This window comes from Pseudomonas extremaustralis (assembly GCF_900102035.1).
GTDB classification, from domain to species: Bacteria; Pseudomonadota; Gammaproteobacteria; order Pseudomonadales; family Pseudomonadaceae; genus Aquipseudomonas; species Aquipseudomonas extremaustralis.
Genome location: NZ_LT629689.1, coordinates 4,458,842 through 4,480,447, shown reverse-complemented (window position 1 = coordinate 4,480,447; position 21,606 = coordinate 4,458,842). Strand labels below are relative to the sequence as shown.

Annotated in this window: 18 protein-coding genes; 4 read left to right on the top strand and 14 right to left on the bottom strand. The window is 62.4% G+C overall.

Translation table 11 applies throughout. The features are described 5' to 3' along the window. Positions 1-2 precede the first annotated feature (2 nt). From BLR63_RS20610 to BLR63_RS20595, 4 genes are all read right to left on the bottom strand, one after another. Positions 3-2,507, bottom strand: a complete 2,505-nt coding sequence (locus BLR63_RS20610) for a fimbria/pilus outer membrane usher protein (protein ID WP_010563190.1) — start codon at positions 2,505-2,507, stop codon at positions 3-5. A gap of 169 nt (positions 2,508-2,676) precedes the next feature. Continuing rightward, entirely contained in the window at positions 2,677-3,435 is a 759-nt protein-coding gene (locus BLR63_RS20605) for a fimbrial biogenesis chaperone (protein WP_010563191.1), read from the bottom strand. An 8-nt stretch (positions 3,436-3,443) separates the two neighbouring features. Then, positions 3,444-4,220 carry a fimbrial biogenesis chaperone gene (locus tag BLR63_RS20600; protein WP_042946504.1) on the bottom strand — a complete coding sequence of 259 codons (777 nt, stop codon included), beginning with the start codon at positions 4,218-4,220 and terminating at the stop codon, positions 3,444-3,446. 47 nt (positions 4,221-4,267) lie between these two features. Next, on the bottom strand, positions 4,268-4,846 hold the full coding sequence (locus tag BLR63_RS20595; RefSeq protein WP_042946473.1) for a fimbrial protein: 579 nt from the start codon (positions 4,844-4,846) through the stop codon (positions 4,268-4,270). 318 nt (positions 4,847-5,164) lie between these two features. Between BLR63_RS20595 and BLR63_RS20590 the strand changes: the two genes are divergently transcribed. Further along, positions 5,165-5,860 (top strand): response regulator transcription factor, encoded by a 696-nt coding sequence (locus BLR63_RS20590; RefSeq protein WP_374048258.1) that lies wholly within the window; start codon positions 5,165-5,167, stop codon positions 5,858-5,860. A 10-nt stretch (positions 5,861-5,870) separates the two neighbouring features. On the opposite strand, the gene BLR63_RS20585 is transcribed toward BLR63_RS20590, so the two are convergent. From BLR63_RS20585 to BLR63_RS20535, 10 genes are all read right to left on the bottom strand, one after another. Further along, positions 5,871-6,491 (bottom strand): TetR/AcrR family transcriptional regulator, encoded by a 621-nt coding sequence (locus BLR63_RS20585; protein WP_010563195.1) that lies wholly within the window; start codon positions 6,489-6,491, stop codon positions 5,871-5,873. A gap of 27 nt (positions 6,492-6,518) precedes the next feature. After that, complete coding sequence (gene phaC / locus BLR63_RS20580) at positions 6,519-8,201, bottom strand: class II poly(R)-hydroxyalkanoic acid synthase (RefSeq protein ID WP_010563196.1); 1,683 nt, start codon at positions 8,199-8,201, stop codon at positions 6,519-6,521. Positions 8,202-8,289: 88 nt separating this feature from the next. Continuing rightward, positions 8,290-9,135, bottom strand: coding sequence for a poly(3-hydroxyalkanoate) depolymerase (gene phaZ, locus BLR63_RS20575; RefSeq protein ID WP_010563197.1), 846 nt, complete (start codon positions 9,133-9,135; stop codon positions 8,290-8,292). A 160-nt stretch (positions 9,136-9,295) separates the two neighbouring features. Beyond that, positions 9,296-10,975: a class II poly(R)-hydroxyalkanoic acid synthase gene (gene phaC, locus BLR63_RS20570; RefSeq protein WP_010563198.1), complete on the bottom strand. Its 1,680-nt coding sequence runs from the start codon at positions 10,973-10,975 to the stop codon at positions 9,296-9,298. Between the two features lie 249 nt (positions 10,976-11,224). Further along, positions 11,225-11,602 (bottom strand): gamma-butyrobetaine hydroxylase-like domain-containing protein, encoded by a 378-nt coding sequence (locus BLR63_RS20565; RefSeq protein WP_010563199.1) that lies wholly within the window; start codon positions 11,600-11,602, stop codon positions 11,225-11,227. Positions 11,603-11,750: 148 nt separating this feature from the next. Beyond that, complete coding sequence (gene hslU / locus BLR63_RS20560) at positions 11,751-13,088, bottom strand: ATP-dependent protease ATPase subunit HslU (protein WP_010563200.1); 1,338 nt, start codon at positions 13,086-13,088, stop codon at positions 11,751-11,753. Positions 13,089-13,126: 38 nt separating this feature from the next. Further along, positions 13,127-13,657 carry an ATP-dependent protease subunit HslV gene (gene hslV, locus BLR63_RS20555; RefSeq protein ID WP_010563201.1) on the bottom strand — a complete coding sequence of 177 codons (531 nt, stop codon included), beginning with the start codon at positions 13,655-13,657 and terminating at the stop codon, positions 13,127-13,129. A 256-nt stretch (positions 13,658-13,913) separates the two neighbouring features. Continuing rightward, a complete protein-coding gene (locus BLR63_RS20550; RefSeq protein ID WP_010563202.1) occupies positions 13,914-14,615 on the bottom strand; it encodes an SPOR domain-containing protein in 702 nt (233 codons plus the stop codon). A 1-nt stretch (position 14,616) separates the two neighbouring features. Further along, entirely contained in the window at positions 14,617-16,353 is a 1,737-nt protein-coding gene (gene argS / locus BLR63_RS20545) for an arginine--tRNA ligase (protein ID WP_010563203.1), read from the bottom strand. Between the two features lie 230 nt (positions 16,354-16,583). Continuing rightward, entirely contained in the window at positions 16,584-18,803 is a 2,220-nt protein-coding gene (locus tag BLR63_RS20535) for a primosomal protein N' (RefSeq protein WP_010563205.1), read from the bottom strand. A 228-nt stretch (positions 18,804-19,031) separates the two neighbouring features. On the opposite strand from BLR63_RS20535, the gene rpmE reads away from it, so the two are divergent. From rpmE to BLR63_RS20520, 3 genes are all read left to right on the top strand, one after another. After that, positions 19,032-19,265, top strand: coding sequence for a 50S ribosomal protein L31 (gene rpmE / locus BLR63_RS20530; protein WP_005784030.1), 234 nt, complete (start codon positions 19,032-19,034; stop codon positions 19,263-19,265). A gap of 14 nt (positions 19,266-19,279) precedes the next feature. Beyond that, positions 19,280-20,086, top strand: a complete 807-nt coding sequence (locus tag BLR63_RS20525) for a thermonuclease family protein (RefSeq protein WP_010563206.1) — start codon at positions 19,280-19,282, stop codon at positions 20,084-20,086. A gap of 180 nt (positions 20,087-20,266) precedes the next feature. Next, complete coding sequence (locus BLR63_RS20520; protein ID WP_010563207.1) at positions 20,267-21,535, top strand: malic enzyme-like NAD(P)-binding protein; 1,269 nt, start codon at positions 20,267-20,269, stop codon at positions 21,533-21,535. The last annotated feature ends 71 nt before the right edge of the window (positions 21,536-21,606 follow it).

Sequence of the window (21,606 nt, the reverse complement as noted above, 5' to 3'; positions counted from 1 at the left end):
CGTCAGTCCCGGGATAAGAAATACGGTGTTGTACCTGCTGCATCGACCGGGCAATGACCGGCGTCCAGATGCAGCAACCGCTGGGCGTCGGCGGCACTCGATTGCGCGCCCACGTCGTAGTGCAACCGGCAGGCGGCGTCGCGGCCCCACCTGACCGTCAACTGCCCCTGCGCGCGGGCCACACGAACAAAGGCTTTGCCGCCCTGGCCGACGACCCCGACACTGGCGCCGTCCTCATCGAAAACATCCGCACCGAACGGCAGCGCGCTGCCGTCCTGGCGCCGCGCCGTTATCAGCACCGCCTGGCCGCTGACGGTCTCGAAGTGCAGCTTCACCACGGCGCCGGCACGGGGCGCGACGTTCTGGGCGGCGGTCTTGAGTTCGACATTGACGGACAGATCCTTGGGGTCCAGTTCGACGACGTTCTGGCGATAAGGCGTGAGGTAGGGCACCACCGCAAAACCGTTGTTGCCGACCTGGGCACTGTGGTTGCCATTGATACGCGCGCCCTGGGCCTCGGGTGCCTGCACGATGCCGACGGTATCGCCCAGCTCCGGGGCGAAGGTCACGCCGCCTGCGTGGGCGACGATGCCGCCGGTCATGCCCAGCGAGGTCGAGCGGTAGGCGTTGCTCTGGCCATGACCGGCGGACAGCACGCCATGAGGCGACTGGTACTTCATGTCGACACTGCTGGCATTGCCGCTGCCCTCGGCCCGACTGCTGCTCACCCCATAGCTGAATGCGCTGCGATCACCCAGGCTGCCGCCCAGGCTGATGCGCTCGCCGCTGCTCCGATCGCCGCGGTAGGCCGTGGTGGTCAAGGACGGCGAATGTGCGCCGCTGCCCAGGGGCAGGCTCAGGGTGATATCCACTTGCTTGTCGATGCGGTCGCTAAGCACATCGCGGCTGCGTTGCGTGCTGAGGGTGTAGTGCAGGCCCTTCCAGGTGCCGCTGTACCCGGCGGTGAAGGTCAGGTTGCCGTGGGCCCGGTTCCAATAGTTTTGCGAAGAGGCGGTCAGGTACACCGAACCGCTGTCCAGGCTCTGGTTGAGGCTGATGTCCATGCGGTCGCGCAGGCGCGAGACGTTGTCCAAGTGCAGCCCGTCGATGGCCAGGTCGCGCACGCGCGCGGCATCGCCCACGTTGAGGAAACCGGCGGTGGAGTAGCGGTACGCGCCGAGGGCGAAATGGGTGCCGGTGGCGGTGAAATTTTTGCTGTAGCGCAGTTGCACGCTTTGCCCCTCACGCGGGTTGTGCCCCGGCAGATGGGCGCTCGAATGGGTCAGGTCGAACGACAGCGCGCCCAGTGATGTGTTGAATGCCGCGCCCAGCAACTGCGACTGGTAGTCGTCACCCATCACGGCGCCGGTGTAGCCGGTCAGCAGGTTGCTCAGGCCGCGCTCATAAGTGGCCTGCATCAGCCTGGGCGGATGATGCAGGCCGATTTCATCCAGTTGGCCTGCGCTGAATGCGTAGCGACTGTAGCCTGGGCGCAGCAGGTTGGCGTTGGCAGCGAACGGCACGATGAATGTGCGCTGGCGGCCATCGGCCTCGGTGACGGTGACGCTCAGGTCACCCCCGTAGCCGGTCGGCGACAGGTCGTTGAGGACGAACGGGCCGGGCGCGACGGAGACCTCATCCAGCAACACGCCGCGCTGGCGCACGCTGACCCGCGCGTTGGTCTCGGCGACGCCGCGCACCACCGGGGCAAAGCCGGTCAGCGAGTCGGGCAGCATGCGATCGTCGCTGAACAGGCTGGCACCGCGCAGGCGCACGCTGTCGAACAGCTCTCCCGGCGTATAGATCTCGCCCACCATCAACTGCGATTGCAAGCCGCTCCATTCGCGCTGCACGTACGTAGCGCTGCGTTGATAACCCGAGGCCAGCGCTGAACGGCTGTAGCTGCCCGTGTGACGCCAGTGCCAATCGCCGAGGTTGAGCCCGCTGGACAAGCCCAGGTAGCTGGAACCGGCGGAGCGTCCGTTGGCTTGGGTGGCGAATGTATTGGCGTTGTAGCGCACAAAGGCTGCGTCGATCCCGCTGTCCCAGTGTTGCGGGTCCACGTAGCCCCGCGCCTGGCGCGCCAGGTACACCTGCGGGACTTGCAGGTCCAGGCGGTTTTCGCCGGCGTCGAATTGACTGCTGGCGCCCGGCAGGTAAGTGCCGATCCCGGCGCAGCGGGCAAACGCGCTGCCGGAGGGATTGTCGACGCTGTGCAGGTCAATGCCCAAGCGTTGCAGGGCCTCAGGTTCCAGGCACAACTGCGCGGTCTTCTGGCCGTCGATGGCGACGAAGGTCAAGGTTTCGCGCCCGACCCACTGGCCGTTGAGGTGAACGTCAGTGCGGTAGCTGCCGGGCAGCACCACGTTGCCGTGGTTGAATTTGGCAACGTCGACGTGCATGCCGGTCGCGCCACCGGCAAAGAAGGCCGGGTTGAACTCGACCTGTTCTGCACTGTGGACGCCAATCGCATAGGCGCCGCTGCCCAGCAGCAGGCCGGGGAGCATACGTTTCAAACGGGACCGGCTTATGGCGCGGGCTGGCCTGTACACACTCATTTCTACGTTTTCCAAAACAGAGGCTGGCCGACTGTCGGCAAGGGGAGCCCCTTCCCGATTGAATGGGCATTGATCGAAGGTGTTCGATAAACCGATGGTGACCGCTAAGGCGGGCGGCTCATCCTGGGCAGACGTTGGCGCGGTGGCGGTTCTTCATGCCCACGTCGTCGAGGGTCTGGAACTCGACGGTGGCCGCAGCGCCCAGGGAGGTTTTCGCGCCGGGTAACGTGAAGCGCCTGCGCCCGCCGGGAGTCACCATGTTCTCGGCCCCGGATGCCGCGGGTTCGCGCACATGCCGTTGGCCTGGCGCATGCACTTCGATGCGTTCGAAGGTCACGTGGTAAGGCGTGGGGTTGAAGACTTCCAGTGCCAGGCCTTGGGCGGTCGGGACGTGGCACCACTGCAGCTTGTCGGGCGCCGCCTCGACGCCGTAAGGCAGGTTCGGCGGACGAAAAAACACTTTGATCCGGGAGCGGAAGGCGAACTGCAACTGGTCGGCGCGTTGGGCCCCCGGTGACTGCGAAGGCACTTCCAGCAGGTTGAACCAGAACAGGCTTTCCCGGTTCGATGGCAAGGTTTCGCCGGTATATGCCAGGCGCAGGACCTGTTGCTTACCCGGCTCCATGCGAGCGATCGGCGGGGTGACGACGAACGGGGCTATTGCCTGATCCGGCGTCGAGTGTTCATCGCCGCTGTCCAGCCACGCCTGGATCAGCACCGGGGTGTGGTTCTTGCTCTCCAGCCTGAGCGTGACCTCCTTGTCGTTCTGCGGGTAGACGATGCGGGTGCTGTCGATCACCACGCTCGCCTGTGCGGTGACGCTGGCGAACAGCACAAGCAGCAGCGCCAGGCGGTGGGGAAGGGCGGTCGTATGCATATGAACGGTCATTTTGCGCAGGAGGGCGGAAGTTCGGCCGAGTGGGGTATGCGCGCACCGAAGTCGCTGACGCTGGTGAACGCCACCGTGCTTGCGCCGCTGGGACAGTGGTGCAACAGCGGCAGCACAAACTGTTTCATGTCGCCGGCCGGCATCAACAGGCTGTCATTGGCGGCCGTGTTCGCGGCTTTGCTGAACCGTTTGCCGTCGCTGAGCAACTCGATCGACGCGAGGGACACGTGGTACGGCGTCGGATTGGTGGCTTGCAGGGCCCAGCCCTGGGCATGGGCCACCAGTTTCCATTGCAGTTTTGCCGGCGCGCGGTCGACCGGGTAGGGCAGTGCCGATGGCCGGAAAAACACGCGCAAGCGGGTGCGGAACGACAACTCGATCTGGTTGCGTTGTGCGGCATCGGCGGACAGCGGCGGTATTTCCAGAACGTTGAGCCAGAACAGGCTTTCCCGGTCGGCGGGCAAGGACTCGCCGGCATAGCGCAGGCGCAGGGCCTGTTGCTGGTGGGGCTCGATGCGGAAAATCGGCGGCGATACGCTGAACGGTGCGCTTGCCGTTGCCGGCGACGAGTGACGGTCGCCCGCATCCAGCCAGGTTTGCACCAGCGCGGGACGGGTGCCTCTGTTTTCCAGGCGCACCATCACTTCCTGCCGCGCGGCAGGGTAGATCACCCGTGTGCCATGCACGATGACGCCGGCATGGGTGGGCAGCGACAGCAGCGATAACCAGGCGCAGGCCAGGGTGGCGAATATCAGGCGGGTCATGTTTTTCATCATCTGTGTTTTCGCGTTGGCAAGCGTTGGCCCTGGCATGCAAGGCCTTACTCGGCGTACTCGATCAAGAAGCCAACCCGGGTGTTGACCGTGCCTTCGGTGACGACGCCGCTGGCATACATTTGCGCGGCCAGTGGGATAACGGCCTGGTTGTCGACGATCACCACGCCTTTGGATTTTCCGCTGTAGAGGTGGATCGGCGAGCCGTCGCGGTTAAGCACTTCCACCTGGACGTTCTTGGCGACGGTGGTGTTGGCAGGGTCATCGTGGCCATCGGTGTTCAAACGCCCCGTCGCCACATCGATGGCCGGGCTGGTCGGATCGAAGGCCACCATGGCCGTGCGCCCGTTGGTGCAACTGCCTTCGCCTGGCGCGCCGATTCTCAGGGTGAAACCGGTCAGGTTGGCGCGATTACCTGCGCTGGCCAGTCGTGCAGCCGAGACGCCGCCCAGGTTGACGTCCTTGACCACTGCCCCGGTGCCGGGGGCTGCACCTTCGACCGTGCAGGTCAGGTCGGTCACCAGACCGCTGAAATTGAGGGTGCCATCGGTGGCATATGCCAAGTGTGAGACTGCTGCGGTCAAGGCCAACGTGGCCGCGACGGTAGATAAAGTGTGACCTTTCATGCTGGTTCCAGTGGTGATTCATCGGTGTTGCCCGCCGTTGCTCAAAGGCTGTTGCCTCAAATGGCGGGGGAGCCCTAATTTGCCGAGGAACCGATTGGGTATCTATAGAGAAGTATCGAGTTGCAAGTCGTAATTATTCGAAAAGTAATGTTTTAAAGTTAGGACTTTTCTGTAGGGCAAAGATTTATCTGTAAGACATTGCTGTAGGGATAACTCTAATTGTCTTGTTGTATTGATCCTTACATAGAGCTGGGTATACCGTGCGCATAACAGTCGGTTTGTTGATGTGATGGGATATTCACTTATGCGAGGCGCTTTATGCCTACTTCAACTTCCAATATGTATACCGTCATGCTGTTAGATGATCACGAGATGGTGCGGCAGGGCATCGAGTTGGGGCTGAGCAAAGAGGCGGATCTCACGGTGATCGGTACTTTCGGTACCGGCAGGGAATTGCTCGACGCGCTCGCCCGGCGGCCGGCGGACGTCGTGGTGATGGACTTTATCCTGGCACCCTCGGACAACGATGGCCTCAGCTTGATCCAGGCGTTGAATCGACGATTCAGCCGGTGCCGGCCGTTGATCGTCTGTTCGCACTACACGCCGGCCACGGTTTCGCTGTCGTTGAAGGCTGGATGTTGGGGAATACTCGGGAAAACCCAGAACCTGACCGAACTGGTCACTGCCATTCGAACGGTCGCCCAGGGGCGTATCTACTTGCAGCCGTGTATGGTGCCGGCCCTGCAAGGCATACAGTCAGTGCTCGATGTCGCGAATATGAAATCGAAAATGGACGTTTCAACCTCGATGCAGTTGAATGCCTGTCTTACGCCCAAGGAACAGGAAGTGTTGCGTTGTTTCCTGGATGGCATGTCGGTGAACTCGATCGCCGCAAAGTTCTCGCGTAGTGCAAGTACGATCAGCACGCAAAAACAATCGGCTTATCGAAAGTTGGGGATCCGCAGCGACAGTGAACTGTTCAAGTTCACTCATCAGTTCAGGGGCACCGGATGACGAACAAGCACTAACCCTCATCGTCCAGATAACGCAGCGCCAACCGTTCGGTGGCCAGGCGCGCCGGCATCATCAGATGGGGCGCCACCAGCATCATGATCTGGTAGACCACCACGCGCACCTCGCCTTCGCGGTCGAGAATCCGCTGGTAGTCCAGGGAGAACAGCAGGGTCAGGGTGATCTGCTCGACCAATTGCCCCAGCGCCTGGGTATCGCTGACCAGTTGCCCTGCCGCCTGCAAGCGCGCCAGTAGTGACGCCAGGGTGCGCTTGAGGGCCGTCAGCAAATGACGCATGCCCTTGGCCAGCTTCGGCAGGCGCCCCGCCAGGTTCGACAGGTCCTGGAACAGAAAGCGGTAATGGGCCATGCGCTCGACGATCAGGTGCAGGAACAGCCAGTAGTCGTGGGCTTCCAACTGCGCTTCGGCCGGTGGGTCGAGCAATGGCGCCAGTTCGCTTTGAAAGCGCTCGAACAAGCCGAGCACCAGGGGTTCCTTGCCGTGGAAGTGGTAGTAGAGGTTGCCAGGGCTGATCCCCATTTCATTGGCCACCTCCATGGTCGATACGTTCGGTTCGCCCTTCTGGTTGAACAACTGCAGGGCACATTCAAGGATACGATCGCGGGTTTTCATCCAGTCTTCTTAAGGTGATCGTTGAGCTCAGCGCACCCGCACGTAAGTGCCGGGCGCTGCTTCCATCGGTGGGTAATTCTGGTTGCCCAGGGCGGTGAGGGTTTCACGCTGTACGCCCGAGCGCGCTTGAATCCAGGCCAGCCATTGCGGCCACCAGCTGCCTTCGACGTGGCTGGCGTCGTAGTACCAGGCGCGCGGGTCGCTGCTCAGCTTGGGGTTCTCGACGTAGTTGGCCTTGGGGTTGCCCGGCGGGTTGAGGATGCTCTGGATATGCCCGCTGTTGGACAGCACGAAGCGTCGCTCGCCACCGAGCAATTGCGTGGAGCGGTACACCGCGTCCCACGGCGTGATGTGGTCGTTGATCCCGGCCACGCTGAAGCTGTCCACCGTGACCTTCTGCAGATCGATGGGCGTGCCGCACACTTCCAGGCCGCCGGGATGGCTCAGGGGGTTGTGCTTGAAGAAGTCCAGCAGGTCGCCGTGCAGGGCGGCGGGCAGGCGCGTGTTGTCGTTGTTCCAGTACAGGATGTCGAACGCCGGCGGTTCCTTGCCCAGCAGGTAATTGTTGATCCAGTAGTTCCAGATCAGGTCATTGGGGCGCATCCAGGCAAACACCTTGGCCATGTCGCGGCCATCCAGCACGCCTTGCTGATAGGAGCGGCGTTTGGCGGCCTCCAGGGTTTGTTCATCGGCGAACAGCGTGGCGGGGCTGTCGATCTGGCTGTCCAGCAGGCTCACCAGGTAGCTGGCGCTGGCGACGCGGCGCAACTGGCGCTTGGCTTGCAGATGGCCTTGCAGGGCGGCGATGGTCAGGCCGCCGGCGCAGGCGCCCATCAGGTTGACCTCGCGGGCGCCGGTGATCGCCCGGCAGACGTTGAGCGCTTCCTCCAGCGCCGCCACGTAGGTGGACAAACCCCATTCCCGGTGCCGCACATCGGGGTTGCGCCAGCTGACGATAAAGGTCTGCAGCCCGTTCTTCAGGGCGTACTGCACAAAGCTGTTGGCCGGGCTGAGGTCGAAGATGTAGTACTTGTTGATTTGCGGCGGCACGATCAACAGCGGCTTGGCGTACTGTTTTTCGCTCATGGGCTTGTACTGGATCAGCTCCAGCAGCTCATTGCGAAACACCACCGAGCCAGGGGTGGTGGCCACGGTCTTGCCGACTTCGAATGCCTGCTTGCTCACCTGGCGAGGCAGGCCGTTGTTGTGCAGCAGGTCGTCGAGCAGGTTGCTCACGCCGCGCACCACGCTGTTGCCGCCGGAGTTGAGCAGCTCCTTGACGGCCAGCGGGTTGAGCAGGGTGTTGGAAGGGGAGACGGCGTCGTTGAGCAGCGAGAAGGCAAAATGCGCACGGGCGCGGTCGTCGTCGCTCAGGGTGCTGTCGTCGATCCAGCGGCGCACCTCTTTCTGCCAACTCAGATAGGCTTGCAGGCTGCGCCGGTAGAACGGGTTGAGGGCCCAGGTCGGGTCGACAAAGCGGCTGTCGCGGGGGTTGGGTTCATGCACGGTTTCACCCAACAGCACGCGTCCCATCTGACCGCCCAGGGCCAGCACGTGACGGGCGGTATGCACCGGGTTGCGCAAACTGTGGGCGGCGACGCTGCGCAGGGTCGACAGCAGGTCGCGACCGCGCAGACCGGTGATCGCATTCTGCGCATTGATGAACGCAGCGGGGGTGGGCGCCGGGTTCGTCACGGGTCTTTCTCGCATGAGCCAACACTCCTTCGTCAAGTCATCAACAGGCACGCCAATTCAGAACCATAGTCGGTTCCTGGCAAGTTGCGCGGCGGTGTGGTCCTTACACCGCCGGACGGGGATGGATCACCGCCCGCAGGCGTTCCTCCTCGAGAAACTTCATGATGATCGGCGCCACGGCTTCGGCCCGGGTAATCAGGAACAGATGGCCGTCATCGATGATGTGCAATTGCGCGTTGGGAATGCGCCAGGCGAGCATGCGCATGTTGATCAGCGGGATCAGCGGGTCGTCGTCCCCGGCCAGCACCAGGGTCGGCTGACGGATCTTGTGCAACCAGTGGATGCTGGTCCAGCCCATCCCGGCGAACAGCTGCCAGTAGTAGCCCATCTTGCCCGCCGAGCGCACTTTGCTCGCGTGCTCGGCGGCCAGTTTCGAATCGCGGCGGAACGAACCGCCGTAAATCATCGGCGCGATACGCACCACGTGGGACGGCTGGATGTACCGCCGTGGGCTGGCCATCAGCCACAGCACTTTTGGCTTGCCCGGCACCATGACGACCCCGGCGGCGGTCGCGGCGAGAATCAGCTTCTTGCAGCGCTCGGGGTAGTCATAGGCAAACTGCTGCGCCAATGCCCCGCCCCAGGACACGCCCACCGCATTCACCTGGCCATAGTCGAGGTAATCGAGCATGCGCGCGGTGAGTTTGGCCAGGCCGGGAAAGCGATACGGCAGTTTGGGCGTGGACGAGCCGCCCACGCCCGGCACATCGAAGGCGATCACTTCCAGGTCCGGGTCCAGGGCCTGGACGAACGGAAACACCAGCTCAAGGTTGGCGCCGATGCCGTTGAAAATCAGCAGCGGCGTCAAGTGAGGCTTGCCCGGGCGTACCGCAGTGCGGATGGTCTGGCCATCCAGGTCGATGGTGCGGAAGATGAACGGTTGCGGCATGCTCAAGCCCTGTGAAGTGTTACAGCGCGAATGCAGTCAGTGTGGGAGGGGGCTTGCTCCCGATAGCATCACTGCGGTGTAACCGATACACCGCGCCGTCTGCATCGCAAGCAAGCCCCCTCCCACATTTGATTCCATTTCAATCCCAAAAAAGTGTGTTCTAGCGTTCATGCACATAGGTACCCGGCGCTGCTTCGGCAGCGGCGTAGGTTTTATTGCCTAATGTCGTCGGTGCCTTCTTCAACTTGCCCGCCCGTTCCGCCTGCCAGGCCTGCCAGTGCAGCCACCAGGAATCGGTGTGCTTGGTCGCGTTTTCTTGCCACTCCAGCGGTTTGCCCGCCAGGCTGTCGCTGGTCTGATAGCGCGCCTTGGGGTTGCCCGGCGGGTTGAGGATGCTCTGGATATGCCCGCTGCTGGACAACACGAATTCCACCTTGCCGCCAAACAGCTGCGCCGACTTGTAGCAGGATTGCCACGGCGTGATGTGGTCGTTGGTGCCCGCCAGTGAGTAAATATCGGCGGTGATCTGCTTGAGGTCGATGGGCGTGCCGCACACCTCCAGGGCGTTGGCGCGCACCAGCGGGTTGTTCTTGAACAGCTCGATCAGGTCGCCATGGAAGGCGGCCGGCAAGCGCGTGGTGTCATTGTTCCAGAACAGGATGTCGAACACCGGCGGCTCGTTGCCCAGCAGGTAGTTATTGACCCAGTAGTTCCAGATCAGGTCGTTGGGGCGCATCCAGGCAAACACCTTGGCCATGTCGCGACCTTCCAGCACGCCGGCCTGGTAGGAGTGGCGCTTGGCCGCTTCCAGGGTCTGCTCGTCGACGAACAGCGCGACCTGGGTGTCGAGGGTGGTGTCCAGCACGCTCACCAGCAGGGTCAGGGCGTTGACCTTCTTCTCCCCCAGCGCCGCGTAGTGGCCCAGCAGCGCGGTGCAGGTGATGCCGCCGGAGCAGGCGCCGAGCATGTTGACGTCCTTGCTGCCGGTAATCGCCGTGACCACATCGACCGCTTCCTTGAGCGCTTCGATATAAGTCGACAGGCCCCACTCGCGCTGTTCCTTGGTGGGGTTGCGCCAACTGACGATAAAGGTCTGCTGGCTGTTGCGCAGGCAGAAGCGCGCCAGGCTCTTATCCGGGCTCAGGTCGAAGACATAGAATTTGTTGATCTGCGGCGGGACCACCAGCAGCGGGCGTTCGTGCACCTGCTCGGTGATCGGCATGTACTGGATCAGCTCCAGCACATCGTTGCGAAACACCACCGCGCCTTCGGTGGTGCCCAGGGTCTTGCCCACCTCGAACGCTTTCATATTGACCTGGCTCGGCATGCCGCCGTTATGCACCATGTCCTTGGCCAGGTGGGACAGGCCATCGAGCAGGCTTTTGCCGCCGGTTTCAAAGAAGCGCTTGACCGCCGCCGGGTTGGCCGCGCTGTTGGTGGGGGCCATGGCTTCGGTCATCAGGTTGATCACGAAGTGGGCGCGGCTGATGTCCTGTTCCGACAGGTTGCTGTCGCCGATCCACTCGTGCAGTTCCTTGCGCCACGCCAGGTAGGTTTGCAGGTAGCGCTTGTAGAGCGGGTTCTGGCTCCAGGCCGGGTCATGGAAGCGACGGTCATCGTTTTCGGGTTGCAGCTGCGATTTGCCGAACATCACGTTCTTCAATTCGACCCCGAAGTGGGCGACGTGCTTGACGCTGTGCAACGGTTGCTTGATGGCTTGGGTCAACACCATCTTCGCCGAGGCCAGTAAATCCTTTTTACGTAACGCGATGATCGGGTTGAGTCCCAGGGTGTTTTCCGAGGCCTGGCGTTTCAAGTCATCGTTATTCTTGTTACTCATCTACGACGCTCCATTGTCCGGAAGACGAGTACCGGGTACCGCTGCGCACCAGGTTTCGATACACAGCACAAGCCAGGTACTGCGACTCGGGTGACCGTTGATCCCGCATCATCAAATGCAGGGAACTTGCCAGTTCCATTGGTTACCCGAGTTTATTTTTTTTCGCAAGCAGGCCAATCATTGGCCACGAGACAGGGCATTCAAGCAGATGAAATTAGAAAATGCCCTCTAAAGAGCAAGAAGCCTGGGCTAGAGCATCAGCCGCACGACCGATTCGTTCGGGTCGCGGGTTTTACCGGCCGCTTTGAGCTCGGCGAGATAATCGGCCCACAGCGCGTCCTGACGTATGGCCAATTGGTAGAGGTAGTCCCAGGTGAACAATCCGCTGTCGTGTCCGTCGTCGAAGGTCAATTTCAGTGCGTACTGACCGGCCGGTTCGATCTGGATCAACCGGACGTTGAGTTTGCCGAATTGCAGGATGGGTTTGCCGTGGCCCTGGACCTCGGCGGACGGCGAATGCACCCGCAGGAATTCGGCGGGCAACTGGTAGGCCTCGTCGGGCCCGTAGGTGAGGCCGAGGGTGTTGGAGGTTTTGTGCAGGGTTATAGCGGTAGGAAATTTGGACATTGATGATGATCCTGAATAAACCCGCTTCAGAATGTGGGAGGGGGCTTGCTCCCGATGGCGGTGTGTCAGTCAGCATACATCTGTCTGACAGACCGCCATCGGGAGCAAGCCCCCTCCCACACAGAAGCAAAGCAGTTCTGTGTATGACTTACAGGATATAGCGAGACAGGTCTTCGTTCTGCGCCAATTCGCCCAAGTGGCTGTTGACGTAGTCGGCGTCGATCTGGATGGCCTCGCCATTCTGCGCGCCGGCCAGGTCGCCGGCGCTGAAGGACACTTCCTCGAGCAGCCGCTCCAGCAAGGTGTGCAAGCGACGCGCACCGATGTTCTCGGTCTTTTCGTTGACCTGCCAAGCGATTTCCGCCAGGCGCTTGATACCGTCCGGCAGGAACTCGATGCCCAGGCCCTCGGTTTTCAGCAGCTCACGGTACTGCTCGGTGAGCGAGGCGTGCGGCTCGCTGAGGATGCGTTCGAAGTCGCCCGGGGTCAGCGCCTTGAGCTCCACGCGAATCGGCAGACGGCCTTGCAGTTCCGGCACCAGGTCGCTCGGCTTGCTCAGGTGGAAAGCACCGGAGGCGATGAACAGGATGTGGTCGGTCTTGACCATGCCCAGCTTGGTGTTGACGGTGCAGCCTTCGATCAGCGGCAGCAGGTCGCGCTGCACGCCTTCGCGGGACACATCGACGCCTCCGGAGTTGCCGCGCTTGGCCACCTTGTCGATTTCGTCGATAAACACGATGCCGTGCTGCTCGACCGCTTCCAGGGCCTTGGCCTTGAGTTCTTCCTCATTCACCAGGCGCCCGGCTTCTTCGTCGCGCACCAGTTTCAGCGCTTCCTTGACCTTGAGCTTGCGGCTTTTCTTCTTGCCCTTACCCATGTTGGCGAACAGATTCTGCAACTGGCTGGTCATTTCTTCCATGCCCGGCGGCGCGGAAATGTCGACGCCGGAGACTTCGGCGATTTCGATCTCGATCTCCTTGTCGTCCAGCTGGCCTTCACGCAGGCGCTTGCGGAACAGCTGGCGGGTGTTGGAGTCCGAGGCCGGTGCGGCATCTTCGTTGAAGCCCATGCGTGCCGGCGGCAGCAGGGCGTCGAGGATGCGTTCTTCGGCGGCGTCTTCGGCGCGCAGGCTGACCTTGGTCATTTCCTGTTCGCGCAGCAGCTTGAGGGCCGCGTCGGCCAGGTCGCGGATGATCGACTCGACATCGCGGCCGACATAGCCGACTTCGGTGAACTTGGTCGCTTCGACCTTGATGAACGGGGCATTGGCCAGCTTGGCCAGGCGCCGGGCGATCTCGGTTTTACCGACGCCGGTGGGGCCGATCATCAGGATGTTCTTGGGCGTCACTTCAACGCGCAGTTCTTCGGGCAGTTGCATCCGGCGCCAGCGGTTACGCAGCGCGATGGCAACGGCGCGCTTGGCATCGTCCTGGCCGATGATATGGCGATTGAGTTCATGGACGATTTCGCGGGGAGTCATGGACATAATGTTTGGCGGTCCTCAAGCGCGAATAAGCCTGTGGCTTACTCGGCGAGGTCCTGCTCCTCAATGGTGAAGTTGTGGTTGGTGAACACGCAGATATCGCCGGCGATACCCAGTGCGGTCTCGACGATTTCCCGGGCCGACAGGTCGGTTTTCTTCAACAGTGCGCTGGCCGCCGCCTGGGCGTAGCCACCGCCGGAACCCATGGCGATCAAGCCATGTTCAGGCTCAACCACATCGCCGTTACCGGTGATGATCAGCGACGCATCCTTGTTGGCCACGGCCAGCATGGCCTCGAGGCGGCTGAGGGAGCGATCGGTGCGCCATTCTTTGGCGAGTTCGACGGCGGCGCGAACCAAGTGGCCCTGGTGTTTTTCCAGTTGGCCTTCGAAACGCTCGAACAGAGTGAAGGCATCGGCAGTCGCGCCGGCGAAGCCAGCCAGCACCTGGCCGTGGTACAGGCGACGCACTTTCTTGGCGTTGCCTTTCATCACGGTATTACCCAAGGAAACCTGGCCGTCGCCGCCCATGACGACTTTGCCGTGGCGACGTACTGAAACGATGGTGGTCAAGGGGAGAGTCTCCACGCAGCGGGGCGAAAATGCCCTGGTGGGAACTCATATGGGGGTGGTGCAGGGGATTTCAACCTTGGGGGGCTGGTGCGGACGAATGGTGGCCATTGGTCTTACACCCTTTCAGGAACACTCCAAAACCCATGTGGGAGGGGGCTCGCTCCCGATAGCGGTGTGTCAGTCAGCATGCATCTGTCTGAAAGACCGCCATCGGGAGCGAGCCCCCTCCCACATTTTGATCGGCGTTGAGCCCGAGTCAGCGGCTCTGGCGCTGTTGTAACAACAGGTTGCTAAAGCCTGCGCCGGCCAATTGTTTCTGCGCCACGGTCAGCTGTTCACGGTTGCTGAACGGGCCCACCAACACGCGATACCAGGTCGCATCCTTCACCGTGCCGGATTCCACCGTGACCGCCTGGCCCAGCAGAATGATCTGCGCGCGCACGCGATCCGCATCCGCCTGTTTCGGGAACGAGCCCGCTTGCAGGAAGAATTTGGTCACTGGCGCCGCCTTGGTGGTTGCAACCGGCGGCGGTGGTGGCGGGGTAATCCCGGCCAACGCGGCCTGGGCGCGCGCAGTGTCGATTTTCGCGGCTTCCGCCGGGGTTACCGGGGTGGTCGGTACCTGCGGCGTCGGCAGGGTTTTCTCCGGCACGGCGTCGGGTGGCACGATCACTTCCGATTCCGGCAACAGCGTGTAGAAGTCGTACTTCGGCTTCACCGGCGCCGTCGGGCTTGGTGTGGTCTTGTTGGCTTCGGCCATTTTGGTGGCCTTCTGCTGTTCCTGTTTGACCCGTTTGACATCATCGCCCTGGCCGGGATCCAGCTTCATCAGGAAGACAATAAACGCGCCGACCGTGAGGCCGATGGCCATCCACAACCAGCCCGGGATCGGCTTCTTTGCCGGGGCCTGGTAGCGGCTCGCGCCGCGCTTGGGTGCAGGTTTTTTCTTGGCAGCCAACTTACATACGCTCCAGGGTTTCCAGGCCCAACAGTTCCAGGCCTTGCTTGAGGGTCCGTCCAGCCAGTGCGGCGAGGCGCAGGCGACTCTGCTTCTGGGCTTCGTCGTCGGCGGTGAGGATCGGGCAGTTCTCGTAGAAGCTGGAGAACAACCCGGCGACTTCGTACAGGTAGGTACACAGGATATGCGGGGTGCCTTTTTCGCCGACGCTGTTCAGCACTTCGCCGAATTGCGCCAGCTTGGCAGCCAATTCCTGTTCGTGCGGTGCCTCCAGGTTGATCTGCCCCTGGACTTCGCTGAAGTCCTTGCCCAGCTTGCGGAACACCCCGGCGACGCGGGTGTAGGCGTACAGCAGGTACGGCGCGGTGTTGCCCTCGAAGTTGAGCATCAGATCAAAGTTGAAGCTGTAGTCGCTGGTGCGGTGCTTGGACAGGTCGGCGTATTTCACCGCACCGATGCCCACCACGCGGGCGATGTTGCGCAGGTCGGCGTCGGCCAGTTCCGGGTTCTTTTCTTTCACCAGGGTGTAGGCACGTTCCTGGGCTTCGTTGAGCAGGTCGATCAGCTTCACGGTGCCGCCGTCGCGGGTCTTGAACGGGCGGCCATCGGCGCCGTTCATGGTGCCGAAACCCATGTGCTCCATGTGCATCGGGTGGGTGACGAAACCGGCGCGGCGCGCCACTTCGAACACCTGCTGGAAGTGCAGGGCCTGGCGCTGGTCGACGAAATACAGCGCGCGATCGGCCTTGAGCACACCGCTGCGGTAGCGCACGGCGGCCAGGTCGGTGGTGGCATAGAGGTAGCCGCCGTCGGCCTTGACGATGATCACCGGCAGCGGCTCGCCGTCGGCGGTCTTGAATTCTTCGAGGAACACGCACTGCGCGCCGTTGCTCTCGACCAGCAGGCCCTTGGCCTTGAGGTCGTTGACCACATTGATCAGGTCATCGTTGTAGGCGCTTTCGCCCATCACGTCGGCCATGGTCAGTTTGACGTTGAGCAGTTCGTAGATTTTCTGGCAGTGGGCCAGCGAGATATCGCGGAAGCGGCTCCACAGTTCCAGGCATTCCTTGTCGCCGGCTTGCAACTTGACCACCAGGCCACGGGCACGGTCGGCGAATTCTGCGGACTCGTCGAAGCGTTTCTTCGCGGCGCGGTAGAAGTTCTCCAGGTCAGACAGCTCGTTGCTGGTGATCGGGTTTTCCTGCAGGTAGGCCATCAACATGCCGAACTGGGTGCCCCAGTCGCCCACGTGGTTCTGACGGATCACGGTGTCGCCGAGGAATTCCAGCACCCGCGCCACGCCGTCGCCGATGATGGTCGAGCGCAGGTGGCCGACGTGCATCTCTTTGGCCAGGTTCGGCGCCGACAGGTCGATGACCACGCGCTGGCTGGCGCCGGCCTTGCGCACGCCGATTCTGGCGTCCGCCAGGGCGGCGTCCAGGCGCGAAGCCAGGGCCTGGGTGTTCTGGAAGACGTTGATAAAGCCAGGGCCGGCGATTTCGGCCTTGCTCACCTGCGGGTCGGCCGGCAGCGCGGCGATGATTTTCTCCGCCAGGTCGCGCGGCTTCATGCCGGCCGGCTTGGCCAGCATCATCGCGATGTTGCTGGCGAAGTCACCGTGGGTCTTGTCGCGGGTGTTTTCCACCTGGATCGCCGGCGTCAGGCCTTCAGGCAACACACCTTCGTTGACGAGTTGGGTGAGGGCTTGTTGGATCAGCTGGCGAATGGTGTCTTTCATGGTGTTCTCTTTCGACCGCAAGCGGCGGCGCACGATGCGCAGGTGGAAAAACTCGGCATTATCCGTGGCGAGGGCGGGCTTGCCAACCGTTCCAGACCTGCGGGGCTCTTTCAGGGCATCCTGCCCACTGTAGGAGCGAGCTTGCTCGCGAAAATCGTCAACGATAACGCGGATATTTGGGTTTACGCGGCGCTCCCGGGGTTTTCGCGAGCAAGCTCGCTCCAGCAGGGCTAGTACAGGTCGACCGGGTCCACATCCAATGACCATCGCACCTGGCGACCGCTGGGCATTTGCTCCAGGGCAAGCAACCAGCTACTTAACAGCCGATGCAGTGGCGCGCGGGAGGTGGCCTGCAAGAGTAACTGCGCGCGATAACGCCCGGCGCGGCGTTCCATGGGGGCCGGCACCGGGCCGAGCAATTCGATGCCGCTCAGACCCAGCTCACCGAGCAAACGTTCAGCGGCGCTGCATGCTTCATCGAGAAACCCTTCGGCCTGCCCCGGCTTGTGAGCCTCGGCGCGCAGCAGTGCCAGGTGCGCAAAGGGCGGCAGGCCGGCGGCGCGGCGCTCGCTCAAGGCCTGCTCGGCGAAGGCAAAGTAGCCTTGTTCTGTCAGTTGAATCAGCAGCGGGTGGTCGGCCAGGTGCGTCTGGATGATCACCTTGCCCGGCTCCTCGGCACGTCCGGCGCGCCCGGCGACCTGCACGATCAACTGCGCCATGCGCTCGCTGGCGCGGAAGTCGCCGGAGAACAGGCCGCCGTCGGCATCCAGGATCGACACCAGGGTGACCCGTGGAAAGTGGTGGCCTTTGGCAAGCATCTGCGTGCCCACCAGGATGCACGGCTGGCCCTTCTGGATGGTGGCGAACAACTGGTTCATCGCGTCTTTGCGCGAGGTGCTGTCGCGGTCGACCCGCAGCACCGGGTAGTCCGGGAACAGAATGCCCAGGCGCTCTTCGGCGCGCTCGGTGCCTGCGCCGACCGGGCGCAGGTCGACCTTGCCGCATTGCGGGCAGTGGCGCGGTATGCGTTCCACATGGCCGCAATGGTGGCAGCGCAGTTCGCCATGGCGCTGGTGCACGGTCATGCGCGCATCGCAGCGCTCGCACTCGGACATCCAGCCGCAGTCATGGCACAGCAAGGTCGGTGCAAAGCCGCGGCGATTGAGAAACACCAATACCTGTTGGCCGGCGGCGAGGGTCTGGCCGATGGCTTGCTGCATCGGCCCGGAAATGCCGCTGTCCAGCGGGCGGCTTTTGACATCCAGGCGCAGGAAACGTGGCTGTTTGGCGCCGCCCGCGCGCTCGTTCAGGCGGAGCAATCCATAACGGCCGGTGTAGGCGTTGTGCAGGCTTTCCAGGGACGGCGTGGCCGAGCCCAGCACGATCGGAATGTCTTCCTGGCGTGCGCGCACCAAGGCCAGGTCGCGGGCGTGGTAGCGCAGGCCCTCCTGCTGTTTATAGGAGCCGTCGTGCTCCTCGTCGACGATGATCAGGCCGGGGTTCTTCATCGGCGTGAACAGCGCCGAACGGGTACCGATGATGATGTCGGCCTCGCCGTCCCGCGCCGCCAGCCACGACTCCAGGCGTTCACGGTCGTTGACCGCCGAGTGCACCAGGGCGATGCGTGCGTTGAAGCGCTGTTCGAAACGCGCCAGGGTCTGCGGCCCCAGGTTGATCTCGGGGATCAGCACCAGCGCCTGTTTGCCGGCCTGTAGGGTTTCGCGGATCAGTTGCAAATAGACTTCGGTCTTGCCACTGCCGGTGACGCCGGCCAGCAGGAACGCATGGAAACTGTCGAAGCCGGCGCGGATCGCTTCGTAAGCGGCGCGTTGTTCGGGGTTCAGCGGCAATTCCGGTTGGGCCAGCCAGTGTTCATGGCGCGGGTCCGGCGCGTGCTTGCGGATCTCGACTTGCACCAGGCCTTTGTCGAGCAGCAGGTCAAGGCTGTCTTTGCTCAGCATCAACTTGCTCAATAGCTGATGGGCCACGCCATGGGGGTGCTGGGCCAGGGTCGCCAGGGCCTCGCGCTGGCGTGGCGCACGAGCGATGCGCGGGTCATCGAGGCGCGCGCCGGGCACCGTCGACCAGAAACGCTCCTGGCGCGCTTCGGCCAGTTCGCCCTGGCGCAGCAACACCGGCAGCGCCCAGCTCAGGGTGTCGCCCAGGCTGTGCTGGTAATACTGGGCGGTCCACAGGCACAGCTTGAACAGTGTCGGCGGCAGCGGTGGCGTGGTATCGAGGATGGCCACTGCCGGTTTGAGTTTTTCCGCCGGCACTTCGCTGTGGTCGGCGATTTCCACCAGGATGCCGATCATTTCCCGCCGGCCGAAGGGCACACGCACGCGCATGCCCGGCTGCAACTGCGCGCGCAGCACGCCAGCCGGAGCCCGGTAATCGAACAGGCGGCGCAGGGGCGAGGGCAGGGCGAGGCGCAAGATGGCGTCGGGCACGCGGGGGTCTCATCTATAAAGGCAGGCGGTGGCGCAGGGGCGGGAGCCTAGCAGACAGGCGGAGCCTTGGGTATGCCGGGGATTTCTGATGAAAGGTGCTCTTATGGGGGCAAGCGATGGGTGCCGCCGCTTGCGCGTTTAAAAAGGTCTGGTAGAATCCGCGGCCTAATTACGTGCGGTATTCGACAATAGTGTCGAGTGGCGGCACGCTAGCCCGAGGAAGTCACCATGAAAGCCGATATCCATCCAGCGTACGAAACCATCGAAGTAACCTGCAGCTGCGGCAACAAGTTCGAAACTCGCTCGAACCTGTGCAAGCCACTGGGTACTGACGTATGCAACGAGTGCCACCCGTTCTACACCGGTAAGCAGAAAACTCTGGACACCGGCGGCCGTGTACAGCGCTTCGCAGATCGCTTTGGTGCTTTCGGCAAGAAGCCTGCTGCTACTCCAGCAGAGTAAGGCTCAAAAGCCTTATGGGCTTTTGCCAGCTGTTGAAAAAGGCGTCCCTTGTGGGCGCCTTTTTTGTGCCCGCGATTTGGCTGTCGACTGCCCGGGCCGAGGTGTTTTGCCCTGCGCCGGCGACGCTGGCCCGCGTGGAGGTGCAGCGTGTGGTGGATGGCGACACGGTGCGCCTCAAGGATGGCCGCAGCGTGCGGATGATCGGCATCAATGCGCCGGAAACCGCCAGGAAAGGTCGCGCCGACGAGCCCTTCGCCATTGCCGCCCGCCGGCGTCTGGAGGCACTGGTGGCGGCCAGCGATGGGCGCGTGGGTCTGGTGCCGGGGCGTGAGTCTCAAGATCGCTACGGTCGCACCCTGGCCCATCTCTATGGCGCCAATGGCGAGAATCTGGAAGCGCAGTTGCTGGCCGAAGGCCTGGGGTTTCAGGTGGGCGTGGCGCCGAACGTCGATCTTGTCCCGTGTCAGCAGGCTGCTGAAAATGCCGCTCGCCAGGCGCGTCTGGGCATATGGCGCCAATCGCCGGTGCAAACCGTGGCGCAGCTCAAGCGCTCCGGGTTCGCCGTGGTCAGTGGTCGGGTCAGCAAGATCGAACGCAATCGCGGCGGTATCTGGATCGAATTGCAGGGGGCACTGGTATTACGCATTGCATCCGATCAGGCCAGCCAATTCGACGCGGCCATGCTCAAAGGTCTGCAAGGGCGTGTAATCGAGGCGCGTGGCTGGGTGCAGGACCGCTCGCGGCACGGTGGCTTGAAAAAACCTCAGGCTCGCTGGCTGCTGCCGCTGACCGATCCAGGCATGCTGAAATCCATTCCTTGAGAAAAACGTGTAGACAATTTGTGGTGTGATTGTGAGCACTTTAGCCCCGTATCCGCTGACTCTTGGCCGAAAGTCGTAGTGCTGGGCGCTTGACACCGGTGACTGTCCAGTCTTGTAGGGGCTTTACGACACGAGTATCCTCGGCGGTCCGTCGACCAACAGTAAAAGCGGAATGCCGATATGTCTGATTTGAAAACTGCCGCTCTCGAATATCATGCCCATCCTCGTCCAGGAAAGCTGAGTGTAGAGCTCACCAAAGCCACCGCCACCGCCCGCGACCTGTCGCTGGCCTACAGCCCTGGCGTTGCCGAGCCCGTACGTGAAATCGCCCGTGACCCTGAGCTGGCGTACAAGTACACCGGCAAAGGCAACCTGGTTGCAGTGATTTCCGATGGCACCGCGATTCTCGGCCTGGGCAACCTCGGCCCATTGGCATCCAAGCCAGTCATGGAAGGTAAAGGCGTGCTGTTCAAGCGCTTTGCCGGTATTGACGTTTTCGACATCGAAGTCGATTCCGAAAGCCCTCAGGCTTTCATCGACACCGTAAAGCGCATTTCCATCACCTTCGGTGGCATCAACCTGGAAGACATCAAGGCACCCGAGTGCTTCGAGATCGAAAAGGCCCTGATCGAACAGTGCGACATTCCGGTATTCCACGATGACCAGCACGGCACCGCGATCGTTACCGCGGCCGGCATGATCAACGCCCTGGAAATCGCTGGTAAAACCCTGCCTGACGCCAAGATCGTCTGCCTGGGCGCCGGTGCCGCGGCAATCTCCTGCATGAAGCTGATCATCAGCATGGGCGCCAAGCTGGAGAACATCTACATGGTCGACAGCAAGGGCGTGATCCAGTCCGAGCGTACCGACCTGAACCAGTACAAGGCGATGTTTGCCCATCCGTCCTCCAAGCGCACCCTGGCGGAAGCCCTGGACGGTGCCGACGTGTTCGTCGGTCTGTCCGGCCCGAACCTGCTGAGCGCCGAAGGCCTGAAAGCCATGGCGCCCAACCCGATCGTGTTCGCCTGCTCCAACCCGGACCCAGAGATCGCGCCGGAACTGGCACACGCCACCCGCGACGACGTGATCATGGCCACCGGCCGTTCGGACTACCCGAACCAGGTCAACAACGTACTGGGCTTCCCGTTCATCTTCCGTGGTGCCCTGGACGTTCGCGCCAAACGCATCAACGAAGAAATGAAAGTGGCAGCCGCCAACGCCCTGCGTGAACTGGCCAAGCTGCCGGTGCCTCAGGATGTGTGCGATGCCTACGGTGGCGCCAAGCTGGAATTCGGTCGTGAGTACATCATTCCGAAGCCAATGGACAAGCGCCTGATCACCGTGATCTCCGACGCCGTGGCCAAAGCCGCGATCGAGACCGGTGTGGCCACCCTGCCGTACCCGAAAAACTACCCGCTGCAAAGCGTGGATGATGTGTTCAACGGCTAAGCCGTTGTAGCGCACCAACAAAAAGCCCCGGCTCTTGCGAGTCGGGGCTTTTTGCTGTGTGGCGATTGACT

Bases quoted from the DNA above. Each gene is read 5' to 3' on its own strand.
- BLR63_RS20610 (WP_010563190.1), bottom strand. From the start codon at position 2,507: ATGCTCCCCGGCCTGCTGCTGGGCAGCGGCGCCTATGCGATTGGCGTC.
- BLR63_RS20605 (WP_010563191.1), bottom strand. From the start codon at position 3,435: ATGCATACGACCGCCCTTCCCCACCGCCTGGCGCTGCTGCTTGTGCTG.
- BLR63_RS20600 (WP_042946504.1), bottom strand. From the start codon at position 4,220: ATGAAAAACATGACCCGCCTGATATTCGCCACCCTGGCCTGCGCCTGG.
- BLR63_RS20595 (WP_042946473.1), bottom strand. From the start codon at position 4,846: ATGAAAGGTCACACTTTATCTACCGTCGCGGCCACGTTGGCCTTGACC.
- BLR63_RS20590 (WP_374048258.1), top strand. From the start codon at position 5,165: ATGCCTACTTCAACTTCCAATATGTATACCGTCATGCTGTTAGATGAT.
- BLR63_RS20585 (WP_010563195.1), bottom strand. From the start codon at position 6,491: ATGAAAACCCGCGATCGTATCCTTGAATGTGCCCTGCAGTTGTTCAAC.
- phaC (WP_010563196.1), bottom strand. From the start codon at position 8,201: ATGCGAGAAAGACCCGTGACGAACCCGGCGCCCACCCCCGCTGCGTTC.
- phaZ (WP_010563197.1), bottom strand. From the start codon at position 9,135: ATGCCGCAACCGTTCATCTTCCGCACCATCGACCTGGATGGCCAGACC.
- phaC (WP_010563198.1), bottom strand. From the start codon at position 10,975: ATGAGTAACAAGAATAACGATGACTTGAAACGCCAGGCCTCGGAAAAC.
- BLR63_RS20565 (WP_010563199.1), bottom strand. From the start codon at position 11,602: ATGTCCAAATTTCCTACCGCTATAACCCTGCACAAAACCTCCAACACC.
- hslU (WP_010563200.1), bottom strand. From the start codon at position 13,088: ATGTCCATGACTCCCCGCGAAATCGTCCATGAACTCAATCGCCATATC.
- argS (WP_010563203.1), bottom strand. From the start codon at position 16,353: ATGAAAGACACCATTCGCCAGCTGATCCAACAAGCCCTCACCCAACTC.
- rpmE (WP_005784030.1), top strand. From the start codon at position 19,032: ATGAAAGCCGATATCCATCCAGCGTACGAAACCATCGAAGTAACCTGC.
- BLR63_RS20525 (WP_010563206.1), top strand. From the start codon at position 19,280: ATGGGCTTTTGCCAGCTGTTGAAAAAGGCGTCCCTTGTGGGCGCCTTT.
- BLR63_RS20520 (WP_010563207.1), top strand. From the start codon at position 20,267: ATGTCTGATTTGAAAACTGCCGCTCTCGAATATCATGCCCATCCTCGT.